General features: G+C 60.7%; 19 protein-coding genes. 4 read left to right on the top strand and 15 right to left on the bottom strand.

The features are described 5' to 3' along the window. Nucleotides 1–7: 7 nt before the first annotated feature. The 14 genes from EIH26_RS02785 to recN all read right to left on the bottom strand — a co-directional run bounded on the left by EIH26_RS02785 (nucleotide 8) and on the right by recN (nucleotide 16,798). On the bottom strand, nucleotides 8–517 hold the full coding sequence (locus tag EIH26_RS02785) for a hypothetical protein (RefSeq protein WP_124060665.1): 510 nt from the start codon (nucleotides 515–517) through the stop codon (nucleotides 8–10). A gap of 95 nt (nucleotides 518–612) precedes the next feature. Beyond that, nucleotides 613–2,853, bottom strand: coding sequence for a transglycosylase domain-containing protein (locus tag EIH26_RS02780; protein ID WP_164470959.1), 2,241 nt, complete (start codon nucleotides 2,851–2,853; stop codon nucleotides 613–615). 181 nt (nucleotides 2,854–3,034) lie between these two features. Then, complete coding sequence (locus EIH26_RS02775; protein WP_124060663.1) at nucleotides 3,035–4,264, bottom strand: aspartate aminotransferase family protein; 1,230 nt, start codon at nucleotides 4,262–4,264, stop codon at nucleotides 3,035–3,037. Between the two features lie 37 nt (nucleotides 4,265–4,301). Further along, a complete protein-coding gene (gene argJ / locus EIH26_RS02770) occupies nucleotides 4,302–5,615 on the bottom strand; it encodes a bifunctional glutamate N-acetyltransferase/amino-acid acetyltransferase ArgJ (RefSeq protein ID WP_124060662.1) in 1,314 nt (437 codons plus the stop codon). A gap of 11 nt (nucleotides 5,616–5,626) precedes the next feature. Next, nucleotides 5,627–6,685 (bottom strand): N-acetyl-gamma-glutamyl-phosphate reductase, encoded by a 1,059-nt coding sequence (gene argC / locus EIH26_RS02765; RefSeq protein ID WP_124060661.1) that lies wholly within the window; start codon nucleotides 6,683–6,685, stop codon nucleotides 5,627–5,629. 166 nt (nucleotides 6,686–6,851) lie between these two features. After that, a complete protein-coding gene (locus EIH26_RS02760; protein ID WP_124060660.1) occupies nucleotides 6,852–7,049 on the bottom strand; it encodes a hypothetical protein in 198 nt (65 codons plus the stop codon). 149 nt (nucleotides 7,050–7,198) lie between these two features. Beyond that, nucleotides 7,199–8,692: a sodium/pantothenate symporter gene (gene panF / locus EIH26_RS02755; protein ID WP_124060659.1), complete on the bottom strand. Its 1,494-nt coding sequence runs from the start codon at nucleotides 8,690–8,692 to the stop codon at nucleotides 7,199–7,201. After that, nucleotides 8,685–9,011: a YhdT family protein gene (locus EIH26_RS02750; protein WP_124060658.1), complete on the bottom strand. Its 327-nt coding sequence runs from the start codon at nucleotides 9,009–9,011 to the stop codon at nucleotides 8,685–8,687. The genes panF and EIH26_RS02750 overlap by 8 nt, the downstream gene beginning before the upstream one ends. A 48-nt stretch (nucleotides 9,012–9,059) precedes the next feature. Next, nucleotides 9,060–9,944, bottom strand: a complete 885-nt coding sequence (locus EIH26_RS02745) for a methionyl aminopeptidase (RefSeq protein ID WP_124060657.1) — start codon at nucleotides 9,942–9,944, stop codon at nucleotides 9,060–9,062. 85 nt (nucleotides 9,945–10,029) lie between these two features. Next, nucleotides 10,030–12,492, bottom strand: a complete 2,463-nt coding sequence (gene pheT / locus EIH26_RS02740; RefSeq protein WP_124060656.1) for a phenylalanine--tRNA ligase subunit beta — start codon at nucleotides 12,490–12,492, stop codon at nucleotides 10,030–10,032. Nucleotides 12,493–12,511: 19 nt separating this feature from the next. After that, nucleotides 12,512–13,564, bottom strand: a complete 1,053-nt coding sequence (gene pheS, locus EIH26_RS02735) for a phenylalanine--tRNA ligase subunit alpha (protein WP_206424722.1) — start codon at nucleotides 13,562–13,564, stop codon at nucleotides 12,512–12,514. Between the two features lie 484 nt (nucleotides 13,565–14,048). Beyond that, complete coding sequence (locus EIH26_RS08350) at nucleotides 14,049–14,186, bottom strand: phosphonoacetaldehyde reductase (protein WP_164470958.1); 138 nt, start codon at nucleotides 14,184–14,186, stop codon at nucleotides 14,049–14,051. A gap of 25 nt (nucleotides 14,187–14,211) precedes the next feature. Next, entirely contained in the window at nucleotides 14,212–15,045 is an 834-nt protein-coding gene (locus EIH26_RS02730; RefSeq protein ID WP_124060654.1) for a deoxyribonuclease IV, read from the bottom strand. Between the two features lie 49 nt (nucleotides 15,046–15,094). Further along, nucleotides 15,095–16,798 carry a DNA repair protein RecN gene (gene recN / locus EIH26_RS02725; protein ID WP_370453754.1) on the bottom strand — a complete coding sequence of 568 codons (1,704 nt, stop codon included), beginning with the start codon at nucleotides 16,796–16,798 and terminating at the stop codon, nucleotides 15,095–15,097. 169 nt (nucleotides 16,799–16,967) lie between these two features. On the opposite strand from recN, the gene dtd reads away from it, so the two are divergent. From dtd to EIH26_RS02705, 4 genes are read left to right on the top strand one after another with little or no spacing between them, the layout of a single operon-like run. After that, nucleotides 16,968–17,417, top strand: a complete 450-nt coding sequence (dtd, locus tag EIH26_RS02720) for a D-aminoacyl-tRNA deacylase (protein WP_124060653.1) — start codon at nucleotides 16,968–16,970, stop codon at nucleotides 17,415–17,417. Nucleotides 17,418–17,421: 4 nt separating this feature from the next. Continuing rightward, nucleotides 17,422–17,754: an MGMT family protein gene (locus EIH26_RS02715; protein WP_124060652.1), complete on the top strand. Its 333-nt coding sequence runs from the start codon at nucleotides 17,422–17,424 to the stop codon at nucleotides 17,752–17,754. Nucleotides 17,755–17,809: 55 nt separating this feature from the next. Beyond that, the gene (locus tag EIH26_RS02710) at nucleotides 17,810–18,124 is read left to right on the top strand and encodes a multidrug efflux SMR transporter (protein WP_124060651.1); all 315 of its coding nucleotides are present in this window, start codon (nucleotides 17,810–17,812) and stop codon (nucleotides 18,122–18,124) included. 4 nt (nucleotides 18,125–18,128) lie between these two features. Next, nucleotides 18,129–18,476 carry a multidrug efflux SMR transporter gene (locus EIH26_RS02705; protein WP_124060650.1) on the top strand — a complete coding sequence of 116 codons (348 nt, stop codon included), beginning with the start codon at nucleotides 18,129–18,131 and terminating at the stop codon, nucleotides 18,474–18,476. 73 nt (nucleotides 18,477–18,549) lie between these two features. On the opposite strand, the gene uvrB is transcribed toward EIH26_RS02705, so the two are convergent. After that, entirely contained in the window at nucleotides 18,550–20,700 is a 2,151-nt protein-coding gene (uvrB, locus tag EIH26_RS02700; RefSeq protein ID WP_304999825.1) for an excinuclease ABC subunit UvrB, read from the bottom strand. Nucleotides 20,701–20,702 lie beyond the last annotated feature (2 nt).

Genomic DNA, 20,702 nt, shown 5'->3' with positions numbered 1-20,702 from the left:
CCGTTAGCTACTGAAGCGAAGCAGCCGCCTCGTCGGCCTTCTTCAGAGCGGCTATCCCCTCGTCGTATTTCTCCTGGACGCCGCTCACGCGTCCGGAAAACGAGGAGAAGTCGAACGATCCGGTGCTTTGCGCCGCCTGCATCTCGGTGTAAAGGGCGATATAGTCGCTCAGAGCCTCCTGAAGTTTGGTGGCGCCCTCAACGTAATCGCTTTTGATGTCGGCAAGCGCTTCAGGAGCGTCGGTCTCTTTTAGTTTGTCGATAGCCTTGTAGGCCCTTTCGGCCTGAGTCTGCATGGTAACGACATCGTTGCGCGACACGGCGGTCACGAACTCTTCGAGACCCTTATCCAGATCGGACATGGTTTCGTTCACCGACGACATATACGCGCGATTCGCCACCTGGGCTTCATCCTGCGCTTTGGCAGCTGGGGAGACGGGGGCGCACCCCGCGACAAGAGACGCCGTAAGCGCTGCCGAGCAGGCAAGGGCGAGAAGGCTTCGTTTGCTGAGATTCATAGGTCAACTCCTTGAGCAAGCAGGCAAAGATATTCATGGGGCGAACTGTACCATCAGAAATGCGCGGTTGGCCCGACTATTCACAAAAGAAGGAATCATGGCGTGGCGACCGCGCCACCGGATGACCCCCCGCCACCTGCGCCGTTGCTCGACGAGGAATTCCCTCCCGTCGCAGCCCCCGTCTGACCGCCGGAACCGGCGTTTCCGTTCCCGGTTCCCGGCGCATTCGTCCCCGCAGATCCGGAACCGGCCGATCCGTTGGCTCCGTTTTCCGTCGATCCAGGTTGGTTTGCGTTCCCGACGGCATTCCCGCCCTGGCCCCAAACGGTCGCATCCGAGGGGCCTTTCGAGTCTTCCGCTTCGTTCGAGCTGCTAGAGCCCGCATAGCCGCCCACCCCGTAAATGTGGTACTTATCATCGGAGTACGGCTTGTACACCGGGTCCTTCTGCTTCTTGAATTTTTCAACAGGCTGACCCTTCAGCGCAACGTTCATGAACGACGCGAACACATCGGCAACCACCGTTCCCGGGGTCAGCGATGCCCTATTCGACGGATCGCCGCACCAAATGCCCACTGCGTACTGGGGCGTTATCCCGTAAAACGAAACGTCTTTATAGTTTTCGGTCGTACCCGTCTTACCCGCGACCGTCTGGCCGTTGCCAAGACGCGCTGCGGTTCCCGTACCCTCGTACGAATTCACCACGCCTTCCATCGCCTGCTCGGCGGCATAGGCGATCTCCTCTGACATCACGCGCTTGCTGCGCTTGGCGATATCGGTGTTGTCCACAACGATGCGCCCGTCGGAATCGGAGATGGTCATGATGGCCGTGGGATCGCGATGCATACCGCCCGCGGCGACGGTGGCGTACGCCTCGGTCATTTCAAGAGGTGTGACGTTTTCAACGCCCAGCGTGATGGTCTCTCCCGCACTCTTCACGTCCAGCACCGAATCGATACCCATGCTCTTCGCCGTATCGGCAACAGCCTGCGGGCCCATCGATGCCGCAAGCCTCACGAAACCCGTGTTCGCCGAAACCGCCAGAGCACGAGAGATAGAACGAGTGCCGTAGTTGATGTTGTCGTAGTTCTGAAGCGTGTAGCCGTCGATAGTGGCCGGGGAGCTGCAATCCACCTGGGTCTGAGGACTGATACCCTGCTCAAGAGCGGCAACCAGGGTAAACACCTTGAACGCCGACCCGCAGGGGCGACCCGAGGTGCCCTGGCCGGTTGCGATGTTCACCTGGCTGGTGTAGTAGTCGGCTCCGCCCACGATGGCCTTGATGTAGCCCGTGTTGGGATCGATCACGGTCATGGCGACGTCAAAGTCCCCGCCTACTTTCTGGCGCTTCTGCTGAGCGGCGAACTCCGCAGCGTCCTGCAACCTTGGATCGAGCGTGGTGACAACCGTAAGCCCGCCCTTCATGATGTCTGATTCGGAAATGCCATACTGGTTGGTGACGAGGCTGCGGACATACGTGGTGAAAAACGGGTAGGCCTGAATATCGTCCGCCGGCTCGCTGGGGTTCAACGCAAGCGACTCGGACGTGGCCTGGTCGTACTCTTCTTGTGTGATATCGCCCGCCTTCAGCATGCGCGAAAGCACGAGATTGCGTCGGGCAACGGCATTGTCGGGATACTGCAGGGGGTTGTTGTAGGTGGGAGACTGCGGAATTCCCACCAATAACGCCGCTTCCGCAAGCGTAAGATCGCTTGCGGATTTCGAGAAGTAGCGCTGAGACGCCGCCTCGATACCGTAGGCCCCCGACCCATAATTGATGGTGTTCAGGTACATGACAAGGATCTGACCTTTGGTATAGCGTCGTTCCATCTGCAGGGACAGAGCGGCTTCGCGCACCTTGCGCTTGATGGAGATGTCGTTCATCTCGTCGGCGATCACGGTGTTGCGTACCAGCTGCTGGGTAATGGTGGAGGCCCCTTCGAGCTCGCCGCCGGTAAGGTTGTTCACCGTCGCGCGCGCAATGCCGGCCATATCGATGCCGTTATGCTGGTAGAAACGCTCGTCTTCGGTGTCGACCGTACCGTTGAGCACGTACTTGCTGATTCGCGCGGCCTCGACGGGCGTGCGGTTCTCAAGCTGGAAGCGAGCAAGCTGAGTAGTGCCGTCGCTCGCGTAAACCACCGTGGGTTTGGATGCCTGGATATCTTCCAGGCCAGAGCAATCCGGCAGGTTGGATGTCCAAGAGGATATGAGGACATATCCCACCAAGGCTCCTGCAGCCAACAGAGCGAGCAGAACGCCGAAAACATAGACCACCCCGACCAGCGGGCGTCTCTTCTTCACTGCCAGCCTGTTCTTCATGGAACGAGAACCCACGTTCACCTCCAACAATATAAAGGAAGGCCCCGACATGGTGAGACGGGGCCTTCCGATTTTACCATCGGGAACGAGCGACCAGGTATATTACACAGCCTGCGCGTGAGCCGAACACATTCGGAACAACGCACCGCCCAGCAAAGCGGCCCTGTATGATGCGGTTTGAAAACCGCATGCAGCGCTATCGTCGCTCCAGAAGGACGGACAGTCTTTCGATAAGTTGATCGACATGGGAAACCGAGCATGTTAGCGGGGGAAGGAAGCGAAGCGTAGACGGTCCGGTGTAGTTCAAAACCAGCCCCGCACCCAACCCGTCAAGCACCACATCGGGTGCGCTGAAGCCCTCGGCAAGCTCGGCGGCAAGCATGAGCCCGCGACCGCGAACCTCGACCACCTGGGGAAGCGCCTCGAGACGGGATCGCAAGTAGGCTCCGACCACCTGGGCGTTTCGAGCAAGATTCTCATCTTCGATAATCGAGAGGGTTTCATATGCCGACACGATGGCCAGATTGCTTCCGCCGAACGTAGTGCCGTGGTCTCCGGCCGAGAAAGAATCGGCAACCGATGCGCGCGCCGCACAGGCTCCCATGGGAAAACCGCCCGCGATACCCTTGGCCATGCTGACGACATCGGGCTGAACTCCCAGATGCTGAAAGCCGAAGGGGTATTCGCCGCAACGGAATATACCGCACTGAACCTCGTCGCACATAAGCAGCGCACCATGCTCGCTGGTAAGCCTTCGCGCCGCCGTCATGAACTCGGCAGTGCAGGGGTGCACACCGCTCTCGCCCTGAATGGGCTCGAGCAGAACGGCGCAGATCTCGCTCCCTCGCTTCGCGAACAGGTCTTCGAGCGCTGCAACGTCGTTAATGGGCGTCGCAGTGAACCCGTCGGGAAGCGGTTGGAACAGTTCTTGCTTAGCAGGCTGCGCAGTTGCCGCCAGCGATGCGAGCGTCCTTCCATGGAAGCTGCGCTCGAGCGTTACGATCACGCGCGGCGCCGCCTTCCCCTCGGCTTCGGCTCGGCGCTTTGCGTAGACGCGCGCAAGCTTGATGGCGCACTCGTTCGACTCTGCGCCGGAGTTCGAGAAGAACACCTTCCAAGCCTCGTCCTCGGGGCAGGTGGCCCTCAGCATCCGAGACAGCTTGCGGGCAACTTCGCCTCGTTTCTCGATGTAGTAGTAATTGCTGACATGCATGAGGGTTTCGGCCTGCCTGCGCACAGCGGCCGCCAAACGCGGATGACAGTGTCCCACGCTGATGACACCGATGCCCGCAACGAAATCGAGGTACTCGTTGCCTTCGTCGTCGAACAGGCGAACGCCTTCTCCGCGCACGAACTGAACCGGCTTTCGGGCAAACGTGCCCATCACGTATTCCCGTTCGAGCTCTTCTTGAGTAGATAGCGACATAACAGCCTCCTTGAAATCGGTACGCGGGAAACCAGCGCTACGATCGATAGCTTCCGTTGATGGTCACGTAATCGTGCGAGAAATCGCACGTCCACATCATGGCCCGCTCGCAACCGGCACCCAGATCGATATCGATGACGATCTCGAGGGCCTCGAACCTCCGAAGCGCCTCGTCTTCGTCGAAAGCCACCGTGAGTCCCTGGCGACAGACGGGAATCCCCATGATGTCGATATCGACAGCCCCCTGGTCGAATCGAGCGCCCGATCGGCCCAGTGCGGCCGCTATGCGACCCCAGTTCGCATCGTTGCCATACACAGCCGTCTTCACCAGAGGCGAATTGGCAACCGTGCGTGCAGCCCGATCGGCGTCCGCCGCGCTGGCGGCTCCTACGACCTGGACGGTTATAAGGCGCGTGGCACCCTCTCCATCGGCCGCCATCGCACGGGCGTTGGTTCGGCATACGAATGCAAGCGCACGTCTGAACGCATCGAAAGCGGGGGTTCCGGGAACAAACGGGGTTCCCTCCAAAGCCGCTTTGCCGCTTGCGAAGGCAAAGCACGAATCGTTGGTAGACGTGTCCGAATCGACGGTAACCCTGTTGAAGCTCTCGTCCACAGCCTCTGCAAGCGCGTTTCTCAAATCGTGCGGCAAAATCGGAGCATCGGTGGTAACAACCGAGATCATCGTAGCCATATTGGGCATGATCATGCCTGCGCCCTTCGCCATGCCGCCCACCGTGAAAACAGCTCCCGGATATCCGAGGGATTCCCCCGAAAACGAAACGGCGCACTCTTTCGGACGCGTATCGGTAGTCATGATGGCGCGAGCCGCCACGCTTCCACCTTCGGCACTTGCGGCTTCGATGGCTGCAGGAATGCCGGTGTTAAAAGGATCCAGAGGCAAGTGGGCGCCGATCACGCCGGTTGAAGCAAGAACGACCTCGGATGAATCGCATCCGAGAAAACCTGCGGCTATCTCGGCGGATTCTCGTGCCGTGCGCAAACCCCGATCGCCCGTCGCAGCATTGGCAATGCCCGAATTTATCACAGCGGCCTTGGCCGTACCGTACGAAACGCCGTCCAGGTGCTCGCGCGACACCTGGACGGGAGCCGCGCAGAAAACGTTACGGGTGAACGTTGCCGCGCATGCGCAAGGTTCGTCGGCAACCACCAGAGCAAGATCGAGGCTATCGGCGTTTTTTTTGAATCCCGCATGCACGCCGGATGCCCGAAATCCCTTGGCGCTGGAGACTCCGCCGCCGCTGATAACCGATAAGCCGACATCATCGATGCGGGCTATATCCAGTCCCAAAGGTTCAATGTTTTCCGTCGTCGAAGAGCTATCGAGCATGATTCGCCTTTCTACACGGGAGTGGATATAAGCTCGAGTCCCGCCGTTTCGGGGAGCCCGCATACGATATTCGCGCATTGAACGGCTTGCCCCGCAGCGCCCTTGCCGATATTGTCTATCGCGCAGGTGGCTACAACCGTGTTCGTCCTCGAATCGAACACGGCGCTCACCTGGGCGGCGTTTGTCCCGACCACAGATGCCGTGGTCGGCTGGACCGACCCGCCCAAAAAGCGCACGAACCGGCTGTCCCTGTAGAAGTCGTCATAGACGGCTTCAAGGGAGGCCTGATCGATAGCCCGAGACCCGACCCCGAACGTCACCGTAGAGAGAAGTCCCCTGCTATACGGTGCAAGATGAGGCGTGAACACCAGGCGACCCTCTATCGCCAGTATCTGCTCGATTTCGGGAATATGCCGATGGTTGCCCACTCCGTACGCCGATGCCCCCTCGTGCGCGAAGCAGAAATGAGTCTTGTCGGTAGGCTTGCGCCCCGCACCGCTCACGCCCGAAATAGCATCTACCACCACGATTCCGTCTGCGCCCAAACCGGCCCGCAAGGCAGGGGCGGCAGCAAGCGACGTGGCGGTGGGATAGCAGCCCGCGCAACCCACCAGAACGCCCTCGCCCTTGTCGCGAACGTCTGCCAATGCCGCCAGGTCTTCCCTAAACAGCTCGGGCAGACCGAACGCCCGCCTCTTCAACAGCTCCGGACAGGTATGGGGGACCTTGTACCACGCCTCGTACACGCGCGGATCGTCCAGGCGAAAATCGGCCGAAAGATCGATGACCGCGCAGCCCCTTTCAACCAGGGAGGGCGCACTGGCGAGCGCCGCCGTATGGGGAACCGCCAAAAACACCACGTCGCACCTGTCGATGGACGCGTCGTCGTGAGGCACGAACGAAAGGTCCGTCCAACCATCCAAAGCAGGGTACGCTGCGCAAAGAGGCCGCCCGGAAAGCTCTGACGATGTGGCCGCGACAAGCTCGAACCGGGGATGGCGCAGCACCAATCGCACGATCTCGATTCCGGCGAAGCCCGATGCTCCGATGACACCAACCTTGATAGACATGACGCTCCTCCCAAACTCGAGAATACCGCAGAATCCCTCGTTCCAAGAAACCCGCCAACCGCGCAGGACGGCGATGTACGTCGCCAGCGTCCACTAGCATACCCCTAAATAGCGCGGACAACCCGCTGTTTCGGGTTGAAACAGCGGGTTGCCAAAAGACCTTCCATCAGGAACGGATCCATCCATCCGGATCGCAGTTGAGGATGCTGGTATCGAACAGCAGGCGCTCCAGAACAGCCGGAGACATAGCCACCAGCGCCTCCCGCCCGTGCCTGTCGATAATCACAAGCGGCTCCGATGACGATTCAGCCGTTTGAGCAAGGCTTTCGACTCCTTCTAAACGTTCGAGATCAAGCGTGTTCATAATGCTATCCCCTTTCGCAATGCGAGCGAACGACGAAGGAGGGCGTCGAAGCAGCTCTCTGAAAAGAGCCGCTTCCCCGGACGTACCGGAAAAACGGCTCGGCTTCCGTTCGCATGAGTATAGCACAGAAACGAACATTTGTTTGTATTTTAGAGATCGGATCGAGAGGATTCTCCGAAAAAGACCGGGAGGTGACTGCATTCGCGATCCTTGAACGCCAGCGACCCGACGACCATCAGCAGCAAGGCAACCGTCAAGCCAATGGTGATCTGATGCAAGCCGAAAAGCTTAATTCCCAAGGCCATGCACACGCAATACGCCGCCGTACCACCGACCATCGACAGCAGCGCTCCGTACTTGTTGGCGCGCCTCCAGAACAGCGCCCCCAGAAACACCCAGCAAAACGCCGTTTCCAGCCCGCCGAACGCAAACATGTTGATCTGCCAGATGACCGCAGGCGGCGTAACCGCCAACACGAACACGACAAAGCCTATGCCCAAGGTCGCAGCTTGACTTGAAACCTCGATGGTGCGGTCGGAGGCGGTTTTTCCCGCCCGGCTTCCGTAGTGGATCCAGATATCTTTGACGATTGCAGAGGACGCCGCTATCAGAAGGGAGGACACCGTGGAGATGGACGCCGCAATGGGGCCGATGATGGCAACGCCGGCAAGCCAGGGCGGCAGCGTAGAGACGATCGCTGTGGGAATGATGTTGTCGATGCTTCCGTACGCCGAGATGTCGTCGGTGAGAACGCCAGCCGACATGGTTCCCAGCGCCGTGCACCCGATAAGCATCGCCCCGATGATGACGGTGCCAAGCACCATGGCGCAGCGAAGCGACTTGGCATCCCTGAAACCCATGGTCCGCACGGCCGACTGGGGAAGGCAAAACGTGAAGATGCCGACGATGAGCCATTGGGTGAAATAGAGCCCGTAGGGCATATGGCCTCCCGAAAGGGGTTCCATCATTTCAGGATGGTTTCGCTCGATGGTGGCCATGAGGTTGTCCCATCCGCCTCCCGCGTGCAGAATGCCCCCGGCCAAAACGAAGATCCCCACCAGCATCGCGATGCCGCACAGCGCGTCGGTGACGGCGACGCCCTTGAAGCCCCCGATGGTCGTGAAGATAACGACCGCCAGACCGAACAGCACCAAGCCGGTAAGGTAGGAATACCCGGTAACCGCCGCGAACAGCTTGGCGCCGCCGACGAACTGGGCGATCATGGTTGTTCCGAAAAACACCACGATGACCAGCGCCGCGACGATCGCCAACGCGTCGGATCGATACCGCGCCCGCAGCACGTCGATCACCGTCACCGCATTCAGCTTGCGAGAAACCAGCGCCATCTTCTTACCCATGATGCCGTACAGCACGAACAGGGCGGTCACCTGGACAGCGGCCATGTACACCCAGCCCCAGCCGATAGTCCAGGCCTGACCGGGCCCCCCGACAAAAGAACTGACCGATCCATAGGTGGCGATGGTGGTCATCGCCAAAACGAATGCCCCGAGACTGCGGCTTCCGATGAAGTAATCGTTGACGAACCCGGCCCCCGAACGCGATCGGCGGCGAACGGATATGCTGAGCGCCAAAGCGGCCAGCAAGAACAAAATGACGGGAACAATCCCAACAATACTAGCCACGGCACACCCCCTCGCCATCGAAGCCCTCGCGGTTCGCGTCCGACTCCGATACCGGGCCGACGTCGTCCTCGTCATCGAGGCTGAAATCTACGAATACGCGTTTATCGAGGTAAACCGCACATGCTATCGCGCATACCCACGCACCGACCGTACCGCAGATCACCCACAGCGGCGTGTGCGCCACTTTGATATCGAGTCCCGCCAAACCGAAACCGCCCACCGCCCATACGACGATGGTAACGGCCAGCGCAACGACGGTGGCACGCGCCTCCCGATCGGCCTGCCTCAGCTTATCGCGATACGTAATGCGATCTTGCATGCCACCCTCCTCTGAAACGAGGGCCGGCAACGTGGCCGGCCCTCGCGATTACCAGGAAATCAGCTCGAAACCCGATTCTGTGACCGCCACCTGAACCTCCCATTGAGCGCTGGGCAGACCGTCGGCCGTGCGCACCGTCCACCCGTTCGGGTCGCTCATATCGATATCCGCTGTACCCATGTTAACCATCGGCTCGATAGTAAAGCACATCCCCGGAACCAAAATCGGCCCAGTGCCGGCCAGTTCGACGAAACTGACGAACGGATCCTCGTGGAATTCGATCCCGCAACCGTGCCCTCCGAATTCGCGCACAACGCTGAAGCCGGCATCGGTGGCGACCTTGTTCACCGCGGCGCTCACATCGCCCAGGTGAGCCCAGGGCCGAACCGCGCTCATCCCCGCCTCGACCGATCGCTTCGTAACCTCCACCAAACGCCTCCACTCGGGATCGACCTCGCCGATGCAGAACATGCGCGAGGAATCTGAGAAGTACCCTCCGAGAATGGTCGACATATCGACGTTGACGATATCGCCCTCGCGCAGCACTTCGTCTTCGGACGGGATGCCGTGGCAAACCACCTCGTTGACGGAGGTGCACACGCTTTTCGGAAAACCCTCGTAGTTCAAGTCGGCAGGAACCGCGCCTCGCTCGATGCAGTAATCGTGAACCCACCGATCGATATCGGCCGTGGTGACGCCCGCTTTGATGTGGGCTTCGACGTAATCGAGAGCACCCACGTTCACCTTCGCGCTGAGTTTGATGCCCTCTATGTCGGCGGGGGTTTTCAGCAGACTGCGCGCAAGCACCTCTTCCCCTTCATCCCACAGCTGCTGCAGCTTATCGTCGAAGTCGCGATGGCACTTCTTGTACTTCTTGCCCGAACCACACCAGCACTCATCGTTGCGACCAGGGCTCTCGATTCCGTCGTACATGTCTACCTCGCATATCTAGGCGGCAGCCCCTTTACGGAGCTGCCGCGCGTTCGGAACTGTTCCACTAAAGTAAACCATGGTTTATCTAACCGCGAACCTCGGCTCCCGTCGCTCCACAAACCTTCTTGACCAAACGTTCGTGAGCACGTTCCACCTCTTCACCGGTAAGCGTTCGATCGGCTGCCCGGTAGGACAGCGCGTAGGCCATGGACTTCTTATTCGCCCCCAGGCGGTCCTCGTCGCGGTACACGTCGAACAAGCGGGCGCTTTCTAGCAGCTTTCCCCCTGCAGACGACATGCACTGCATCAGACGCTCGTGCGTAACGTCCTCGTTCACCACGAAGGCCACGTCAACCGACACCTCGGGAAACGTCGGGACGTCCAGGTAGTCGCGTGCGGGACGGCTCGACTTACCCAGGGCCCGGACGTCCAACTCGAACGCAACGACGGCCGGATTCGCATCGAACGCCTCGACGGCGAGGGGGTGGATCTCGCCGACCCAACCCAGAACGGTTCCCGCGCTCGAAACCTCGGCAGCGCGGCCCGGTTGCAGAAAAGGTGCCTCGTCGGCCTCCAAAGCGCGCCAGCGAATTTTGGGAACCGCCAGTTCGCGCAGCAAGTTTTCAACCGCTCCCTTCCCGTCGAAGAAATCGAACGGACGCGCCTGGGCGTTCCAAGCCGGCTCGATCATCGAGCCGGCAAGGATACCGGCGACCTTCTGCCGCTCCTTGGGCTTTTTGGCTCCCTCGCGCGCGAAGAACACCGTTCCGCGCTCGTAGAGCTGGATGTTCTTCACGCCGTGATTCTGGTTGTAGGCCACGCTGCGCAAAAGGCCGGGGACGATGCTCTGACGCATCACCGACTGGTCGGCGTTCATCGGATTCAGCAGCTCGACGGCGTCTCCCAAGCTCGCGCGATCCATGCGCAAGCGCTCGATATCGGCCGGATCGGCAAACGAGTAGGTCATGGTCTCGTTCAGTCCGCTCGCACGCAGCGATGCGTCGATGAGCGAGGAAAGCTTCTGATCATCGGTGCGGTGCCCAACGCGTCCGGGACTTGCGGGCAAGGTGGGCTTCACCCGATCCATGCCCCACAGGCGCAAAACCTCTTCGTACAGATCGATCTCGCGCGCAAGGTCGGGACGAAACGTGGGCGCAACCACATCCAGCATATCGGGATCCGACGACGAAGAAACGTCGCAGCCAAGGCGCTCGAGGATATCGGCGATATCGTCAGTAGGAACTTCGAGGCCCATCATCTGCGTGAAACGGGAGATGCGGAAAGCCAGGCTGCGCGGCTGCGTGTGCTCTTTCCACACATCGACCAGGCCGCAGGCCACAGATCCGCCCGTCACCTCGGCGATGAGGGCTGCGGCCATGGCCGCATAATCGGCGATGGGGTTGTCGTCCACCGTGCGCTCGTAGCGCAAAGACGACTCGCTGATCAGACCAAGGCTGCGGCTGGTGCGGCTGGTGTGCGAACGATCGAACGTGGCGGCCTCCAGCAAAACCTTGGTGGTCGATTCCGAGATCTCGGTATCGAGCCCCCCCATGACGCCCGCCAGGGCAATGGGTCCGCGCTCGTTGGCGATCACGGTCATATCCGAAGACAGCGCGCGCTGTTCCCCGTCAAGCGTCGTCAGCTTCTCGTTCTCGACCGCAGGACGCACCTGGATGCGCGCCTTGCCGTCATCCGATGCCACCTTATCGAAGTCGAAGGCGTGCAGGGGCTGACCGAACAGGAACAGAATGTAGTTCGTGATATCGACCACGTTGTTCACAGGGCGGGCGCCCGCCGCGGTGACGCGTTCGGCCAACCAATCGGGGCTGGGGCCGATCTTCACGTTCTCGATCACGCGGGCGGTATAGCGCTTGCTGCGAGCGGCGTCGGCAACGGACACCTCCACCTGGTCGGAAGCGGGGGGCAGCGAAGCGTCTTCCTCGAGCTCGTAGAAAGGATAGGTTACCGGGATGCGGTACATCGCCCCCACCTCGCGCGCCATGCCCGCTACCGACAGGCAGTCGGGACGGTTCGGCGTGATCTCAAGATCCAGCACCGTGTCAGAAAGCCCCAGGTAATCGGCGTAGGGAACCCCGATGGGCGCATCTTCGGGAAGAATGATGATGCCATCGGCGTCGCCTCCCAGCCCCAGCTCTGCGTTGGAGCAGTTCATACCGTAGCTCACCACGCCGCGCTTCTTCGACTTCTTGATTTTGAAATCACCGGGAAGCACCGCGCCTTCAAGCGCCGTAACGATGCGGTCGCCTGCATTGAAATTCTGAGCACCACACACAACCTGCAACGGCTCGGGATTCCCGTCTTCCCCGAGATTCCACGACCCCACGTCAACCGTCGTGACGAACATATGATCGGAGTCGGGATGCGCGACCTTGGTAAGCACCCGCGAGGTAACCACCTTGTCGAAAGTCCGACCCTGCACTTCGACGCCTTCGACTCCGGTTCCGGTCAGGTCGAGCCGATCGCAGAAGGCTTTGAGGTCGGAGGGCACGTCAACGTATTCGCCCAGCCACTTGAGAGAAACTTTCATGAGTCAACTTCTTCCTGAACTAGAACTGACGAAGGAAACGCATATCGCCTTGAAGCAGCAACCTGAGATCGGGAATGTCGTACTTCAGCGCCGCAACGCGCTCGACGCCCACGCCGAACGCGAAACCCGAGTACCGCTCGGGATCAACCCCCGAGCACTCGAGCACCGCCGGGTCGACCATGCCGCAGCCCAGGATCTCGAGCCAGCCGGTGCCCTTGCAGAACCGGCAACCCTCGCCATGGCAAATTCCGCAGCTCACATCAACTTCCGCCGACGGCTCGGTAAACGGGAAGTAATGCGCTCTGAAGCGCGTTTCTCGCTCGGGGCCAAACATCGCCTTGCAGAAGTAATCAAGCGTTCCCTTCAGATCACCGAAACTGATGTTCTCGTCGATCACCAGGCCTTCTATCTGAGTGAACTGGGGAAGGTGCGACGGGTCGGCCACGTCGCGACGATACACCTTTCCCGGCGCGACGATGTAGATGGGGGGCTTCTGAGCCTCCATCACGTGAACCTGAACGCCGGAGGTCTGGGTGCGCAGCAGCACATCGGACTCGCCGCGGACCGCAGCGGCGTCGCCCGACAGGTCGCGCACGTAGAACGTATCCTGCATGCTGCGGCTGGGATGGTCGGCCGGAGCGTTCAGCGCCGTGAAGTTGTAGTAGTCGGTTTCCACCTCGGGGCCCGTTGCAACCGTGTAGCCCAGTCCGAGGAAAACATCGCATATCTCATCGGAAATGCGATTGATGAGGTGGCGAGCTCCCATCTGCTGAGCGCGCCCGGGAAGCGTCACGTCAACGGCCGAACTTTTGATGGAGGCCTCCAGCTCGTCGGCTGCAAGCGCCCGTTTGCGCTGATCGAGCGCTTCTTCGACAGCGGCTCTCACAGCGTTTACCGCCTTGCCCACCTCGGCGCGCTCCTCTTTGGCAACCTGGCCCATCTGGCGCAGGTACTTGGTAAGCTCGCCTGATTTGCCCATCACCTGAACGCGCACCTCGTCAAGCGCCGAAGTTCCCCGCGCGGCCTCGATGGCGACCAGGGTTCTGGACCTCAGCTCCGCCAACTCGTCGATCACCGACATCTCGATTCGCCTTTCTCTCGCCCTCAAAAAAAGAGCCTTCCCTGCCCTTGCCAATGCAACTGAGTTCGCACCCGCAGCATCGATTCAAGGACGAGAGAAGGCTCTCGCGGTACCACCTTGATTGATCGCAAGCCCAAAGGCCGCGACCCGCTTCGTGTTCCCCGATAACGGAGGGTGCCCGTCTTCCCCTATGAACGCCTGGCTCGCTAACCTTCGCTTTCGGGGAGGATGCTCGGAAGGGAACGGCCGCGGCACCCGCTAGCGCTCTTCCAGCCAAAGAAGCGCCTCTCTGAGAACGGGCAGCGCCGAAGCTTATCTTCGTCGTCGCATATGCACGCCAGTATAGCGCATCAAGAGAGGTGCCCTTGCAATAACCAAGATCGGGCGCGATTCTCTGATAAATCCCCGCATTGGACGAAGCGCTTCCGAAGTTGGTTCGAAAGACTGGCGCCCGCATCCGTCCAAAACGCGAAGGTTACGATCCTATCGATTCGTATATACGTCTGATCTCGGCCGACGAGAGCGACACAGGAAAGTTCGCAAGGCGCTGGGCATTCACCGACGAAACGAGGTCGTCGAGCTCTGCAGAAGAGAACTCCTTGAATGATCCCATGTCGCATTGCCCGAAAAACCGCCGCTCATCGGCAAAAAGAACGTAGCATCGCTATCTCTGCGGCATAGCCGTCCAAACCGTCCTGAGGCGTCTCCAGATACAGGGGCAGCTTCCGCAAAACCGGGTGAGTCACGGCGGCCTCGAATGCACCGATACCGATGAAGCCCTCGCCCAGCCGCTCGTGGCGATCCTTATGGGCCCCAAGCGGGTTCTTGCTGTCGTTCAGATGCAGCGCCCGCAACCGGTCGATCCCCAGCACCTGGTCGAAGCGATCCAGAACCCTCTCCAGATCGCCCGCAATATCGTAGCCTCCGTCCCACACGTGGCACGTGTCCAGGCACACGCCCATGCGGTCGCCCAGGTCGACGCGGTCGATAATGGCCGCCAGCTCCTCGAACGTGCGGCCGACCTCGGTCCCCTTGCCGGCCATGGTCTCCAAAAGCACCGTCGTGGTCTGACCGGGACGAAGCACCTGGTTCAAAGCCTCCGCTATGAGCTCGATCCCGCGCTCCGATCCCTGGCCCACATGAGCGCCGGGATGGAAGTTGTACATCTGGCCGGGCGTGTTCTCCATACGGGCAAGATCCTCCGCCAAAGTGGCCAGCGCGAACTCGCGCGTCTGGGGGTTCGACGACGCGGGGTTCAGCGTATAGGGGGCATGGGCCAGGATGTGCTCGATGCCCGCCTCCGCGCACTCCGCGCGAAAACGCTCGAGATCGGCCGGATCGATCGCCTTGGCCTTTCCCCCGCGCGGGTTGCGCGTGAAGAACTGAAACGTGTTCGCCCCGATGCGGCGGGCATCGCGGGCAGCCGCGGCGAAACCCTTGGCAATGGAAAGATGGCACCCGAGCGTAAGCATAAAACCCCTATCCCGAATAAACGGATCGCTGCCGACCGTTCGATCCTAGCTAGGCCAACGCGCTTCGCAGCATCTCGCGCGCATGGGCGACGGAAGCCTCGGTGGAACCGCCCGAGAGCATTCGCGCGATCTCCGCAACCCGATCCTCCCCCGAAACCTCGCCGATCATCGTTGATGCCCCGCTGCGATCCTCGGTTTTCGACACCACGTAGTGGCGCTGGGCGCGAACGGCCACTTGAGCGAGATGCGTGACGACGATCACCTGATGAGTGTGCGCCAAATCGGCGATGACCTCGGCCAGCGCGTTGGCTACCGACCCTCCCACTCCAGCATCCACCTCGTCGAACACCAGCGTATCCACCGTATCGCGCTTACCGAGCGCCACCTTGGTGGCCAGCATGACGCGGCTCACCTCGCCTCCCGACGCGATGCGCGCGAGAGGCCGCACCTGCATGCCGGCTGCGGGACGATACATGAATTCAACCGACGAGGGGCCCTGGGACGACCACGCCGCTCGATCGAGCCGCCCGATCGAGCAGACCAGAGCCGCCGACCCCATTTCCAAGCGTCCGAGCACCCGGTTCACCTCGGCCTCGAATTCGGGAGCGGCCGCGCATCGAGCCGCATCCAGCGCATCGGCGGCTTCCAGCAAAGCAGCCTCGGCGCGCTCGACCTCGCGTACGGCGGCCGATTCGCGCATCTCGGCATCGTCCACAAGCGACACCTCGTCAGCCGCCCGATCACGACGGGCCAAAACATCGTCCATACGGGGGCCGAATTCGCGCATCAGCCCTTGAAGGCTTGCGATGCGCTCTTGCTGAAACGCAAGGGTCTGCGCATCGAAGTCGATTCCTTCGCGGTAATCACGCGCCTGAGCTGCAATATCTTCTAGAACATATCCGGTTTCACGCAGTTGTTGGGCAAGTTCGCCCAGATTCGAATCACACTTTGCGCACGACTCGAGCGCCGAGGCCGCCGTGTTCAGCGCATCAAGGGCTCCCCCGTCCGCCGATAAGGCCTCGTGAGCCGTTGCGGTTGATATCGCCAGCGCCTCGGCGTTTTCAGCCACGGAAAGATCGCGGACCAACTGCTCGTATTCACCGGGCTGCGGATCGATCTCGCCGATGCGTTTGAGAACGAACCGAGCCTCGTCAAGCCGCTCCGACGAACTCTTCTGGGCCTCGCGCACGCGGTCGAGCTCTAACCGGGCACCGCGAGCCGCAGACAGGCGGACCCGGTACGCCTCGAGCCGCTCCCGAGCCTCGTCTCCCGCCCAGGAATCGAGAATGCCGGCATGGTTCGCGGGCTTCATAAGCTGCTGGTGCTCGAACTGACCGCACAGATCGATGCCGGCCGCCACCGTATCGGCAAGCTGGCGCGCACTTGCCATCGATCCGTTCACGAAAACGCGCGAACGGCCATCGGCACCCACGCGGCGCACAACCACCGCCTCGTCCGACAATTCGGCTCCATCCGAAGAACCCTCGTCGCATCCCAGGGCGCCCGCCGCAAGAGAAATTCCGAAAAACCGCCCTTCAACCTGCAGGGATGACGCTCCCTCGCGCACCATCGCCTTGTCCGAGCGTCCCCCCATCAGCAGTTTGAAGGCGGAAAGCAGCGCGGACTTGCCAGCACCGGTCTCGCCGGTGAGAACGGTGAGGCCATCGGCAGGCGCAAGCGAAGCCGAACGGATGAGAGCGAGATCGCTCACCTGTATTTCGTCGATCATGGACGTCTCCCGATACCTGGTCACCTCGAACCCTCAGTATAGCAAGCAAGCCCATCCGAAACCTAACCGCCGTCCAACGCATGTATGAATTTCAGTCGCTGAAAACTCTCCGAAACCTCTTCCCCGCGCTGCGCAGACCCCGGTTTGCATCGGCATCAAGTACACTGGAAGGAAAAGGCGAAAGGTTGAACGAATGCGCGCGGTTATCCAGCGAGTCAAACAGGCAGGCGTCACGGTCGAAGGAACCGCCGTCGGCTCGTGCGGTCGCGGCTACCTCATCTTTCTGGGCGTAGGCGACGGCGATACCGAAAAAGATGCCGAGCGGCTGTGGTCGAAGATCTTCAACCTGCGCATCTGCGCCGACAGCGAGGGCAAGACGAACCGCTCGATCGCAGAGATCTCTGGAGAGGTGCTGGTCGTGTCCCAATTCACCCTTTACGCCGACTGCCGCCGAGGAAGAAGGCCCTCGTTCACCGACGCCGCGGACCCCGAGACGGCGCGACGTCTTTACGAAGAGTTCGTCTCGCTCGCACGCAAACACGTAACGCGCGTCGAGACGGGAACGTTCGGAGCCGACATGGACGTATCCCTCGTTAACGACGGCCCTTTCACCATCGTGCTGGATACCGACGAGTGGGCGTGACGATATGAGCGAATTCTCCGAAGCGGTATATACTGCGGTGCGGCGCATCCCTCGTGGATGCGTGGCCACCTACGGTCAGGTAGCCGAGGCGATCGGGCGTCCGCGCGCAGCACGCTACGTCGGTTTCGCGCTGCACAACAACCCAAACCCCGGCATGGGCGACCACGCCACGCCTTGCCATCGCGTCGTATTCAAAAACGGATCGCTCGCTCCAGGTTTCGGGTTCGGCGGACCTGAGGTCCAGCGGCGCATGCTGGAAGCAGAGGGCGTGACGTTCGTAGACGAATCGCACGTCGATCTCGCCCGGCATAGGGTGAAAACGCTCCTCGAACGGTAACGGGAACGACGACGGGCGATCGCGTCCGGCCCGCCGTCCTGGAAAGGAAACCAACATGGCATGGCTCATGCTCGCAGGATCGGTAATCCTCGAGACATTCGCCGACACCTCGATGAAGCTGTCGGACGGCTTTCGCAAAAAAGGATGGATCGCCGGCATCGCGATCGGATACGTGCTGTCGTTCTACCTGATGTCGCACGTTCTGGCGGAACTTCCCCTGGGTATCACCTACGCCATTTGGAGCGGATCGTCCATCGCCCTTACCTGCGTCGTGGGGCGCGCCCTTTGGGGCGAGCTGTTCACCTGGAAAAAAGTGCTGGGCATCATCCTCGTCATCGCCGGCATCGTCCTTCTGAAAATGGGAGTGTAGCCTTATGTCCCCCATCACGCGAAGCTGGATGCTTCTGGGCATCGCCATCGTCTGCGAGCTGTTCGGAACCACGTTCATCAAGCTGTCCAACGGGTTCACCGAACCCGTATTCGTCGTCGGCATAGCCATCAGCTACCTTGCCAGTTTCTCGCTGTTCTCCTTCGCGCTGAAACACCTCCCGCTGGGGCTGTCGTACGGAGTGTGGGGCGGCATCGGCACGATCGGCACCGCCGTCATAGGGTCGCTGGTGTTCGGAGAACCCGTCACCGCGCTTATGGGGCTGGGAATCGCGCTGATCATCGCCGGCGTCGCATTCATGAACGCCGGAACCGAAGCTGACGCGCAAGCCTGACGGACGCGAGACCTCGCCTTCCGCACATCGCCCAGGACAAAGGCCGATCGGCATACAGCGCAATCGGCGACGATTACCGCCTACGGCTCGATCCGTAGGCGGCGTGCTTGCGATTCCCGTAGGCGCTTCCCTTTCGGGCCGTTTTCTTCAAACCGGCAAGCGCCGCCTCTTCGGTGGTGCCCTCGAATTGGGAACGGAATCTCACGATCTGATCGCGCAGATGCGCAGCGGCCTCGAAATCCATGTTCCGGGACGCCTCCGCCATCTCGTCTTCCATGCTGGAAACGATGCGCAGAACCTCTTCTCGAGACAGCTCGGCCAACTCTCGATTTATGTCCTGGGCACTGACACCGCCCACCTCGTCGGCAACGGAGCTGATGATGTCGTTCACGGCTTTGCGCACCGTCTGCGGCTCGATGCCGTGATCCTCGTTGAACCGCATCTGGATATCCCGGCGACGGCGCGTCTCGTCGATAGCCAGCCGCATGGAATCGGTGATCTTGTCGGCATACATGATGACCTCGCCCGACGCGTTGCGGGCGGCGCGGCCGATAGTCTGAATGAGCGAACGGTGGTTGCGCAGGAAGCCCTCCTTGTCGGCATCCAGAATGGCAACCAGCGACACCTCGGGCAGATCGAGGCCCTCGCGCAGCAGGTTGATGCCCACCAGCACATCGAATTTTCCCAACCTCAGATCGCGCAGGATCTCGACGCGTTCGAGCGTTGCGATGTCCGAGTGCATATAACGCGTATTGATCCCCTGATCAAGCAGATGATCGGTCAGATCCTCGGCCATCTTCTTCGTCAGCGTGGTAACCAGCACGCGCTCGTTGCGCTGGACACGAATCCGCGCTTCGTCGATGATGTCATCGATCTGGGACGCTATCGGGCGCACGGCGATCTCGGGATCGAGCAGACCTGTCGGACGGATGATCTGCTCGACGCGCGCCTGACTGACGCGGTTCTCGTAATCGCCGGGCGTAGCCGACACGTACACGAACTGAGGCACCCTCTCTTCGAACTCGTCGAAGCGTAAAGGGCGGTTATCCAGGCAGCTGGGAAGCCTGAACCCGTGCTCGGTTAGCGTGATCTTGCGCGAACGGTCCCCCTCGTGCATTCCTCGAATCTGAGGGACGGTCACGTGGCTCTCGTCGATGATGCACAGAAAGTCCTTCGGGAAGTAGTCGATCAGCGTATAGGGGGGCTCGCCGGGTTTGCGTCCATCAAGATGGCGCGAATAGTTCTCGATCCCCGAGCAGAATCCCATCGTCTCCAGCATCTCCAGATCGTAACCGACGCGCATTTCCAATCGCTCGGCCTCGAGCAGCTTGCCCTCATCGCGGAACTGGCCCAGGCGCACGCGAAGCTCTTCTCGAATGGTCGAAAGCGCTTTTTCCATCTTAGGCCGTGCCGTCACGTAGTGAGATGCAGGCCACACGGGAAGCGCCTCGTAGGTGTTCAGCACCTCGCCCGTCAGACCATCCACCTCTGAAATGCTCTCGATCTCGTCGCCCCAGAATTCGACGCGAATGGGATTGTCGGCATAGGGCGGAAACACATCGAGGCTGTCCCCGCGCACGCGAAACGTCCCGCGGGACAGCTCGTAGTCGTTGCGATCGTACTGGATCTCGATAAGTTCGCGAATGACGTGATCCCTATCCGCTTCCTTCTCTTTATCGAGGAAAACCGCCATGCCCGCATAGTCCATGGGGCTACCGATACCGTAGATGCACGACACGCTTGCAACTACGATGCAGTCGCGACGCGACAGCAAAGCCGACGTGGCCGCATGACGCAGCTTTTCGACCTCCTCGTTGATCGACGCGTCTTTCTCGATGAAGGTGTCGGACGAAGGCACGTAAGCCTCTGGCTGGTAGTAATCGTAGTACGAAACGAAGTACACCACCGAATTGTCGGGGAAAAACTCCTTCAACTCGGCGGCCAGCTGAGCAGCGAGCGTCTTGTTGGGGGCGAGCACCAGCGTAGGCTTCTGCACGGCCTCGATGGTCTTGGCCATGGTGAACGTCTTGCCCGAACCCGTCACTCCCAAAAGCGTCTGGTAGCGAACCCCCTGATCGATGTTGCGAGCAAGCGCCGCGATGGCCTCAGGCTGATCCCCTGCCGGCTCGTAGGGAGACACCACTCGAAGCGGAGTGGTAGACAGGCGCACTTCGGGGAGCTTGCCCTGCATTTCGGTTCCTTCGAGATTCGACAGATGAGACACGG

The organism is Gordonibacter sp. Marseille-P4307, assembly GCF_900604965.1.
Taxonomy (GTDB): domain Bacteria; phylum Actinomycetota; class Coriobacteriia; order Coriobacteriales; family Eggerthellaceae; genus Berryella.
Note: the sequence above shows the minus strand (reverse complement) of the source record. Positions and strands in the feature narration are given on the sequence as shown.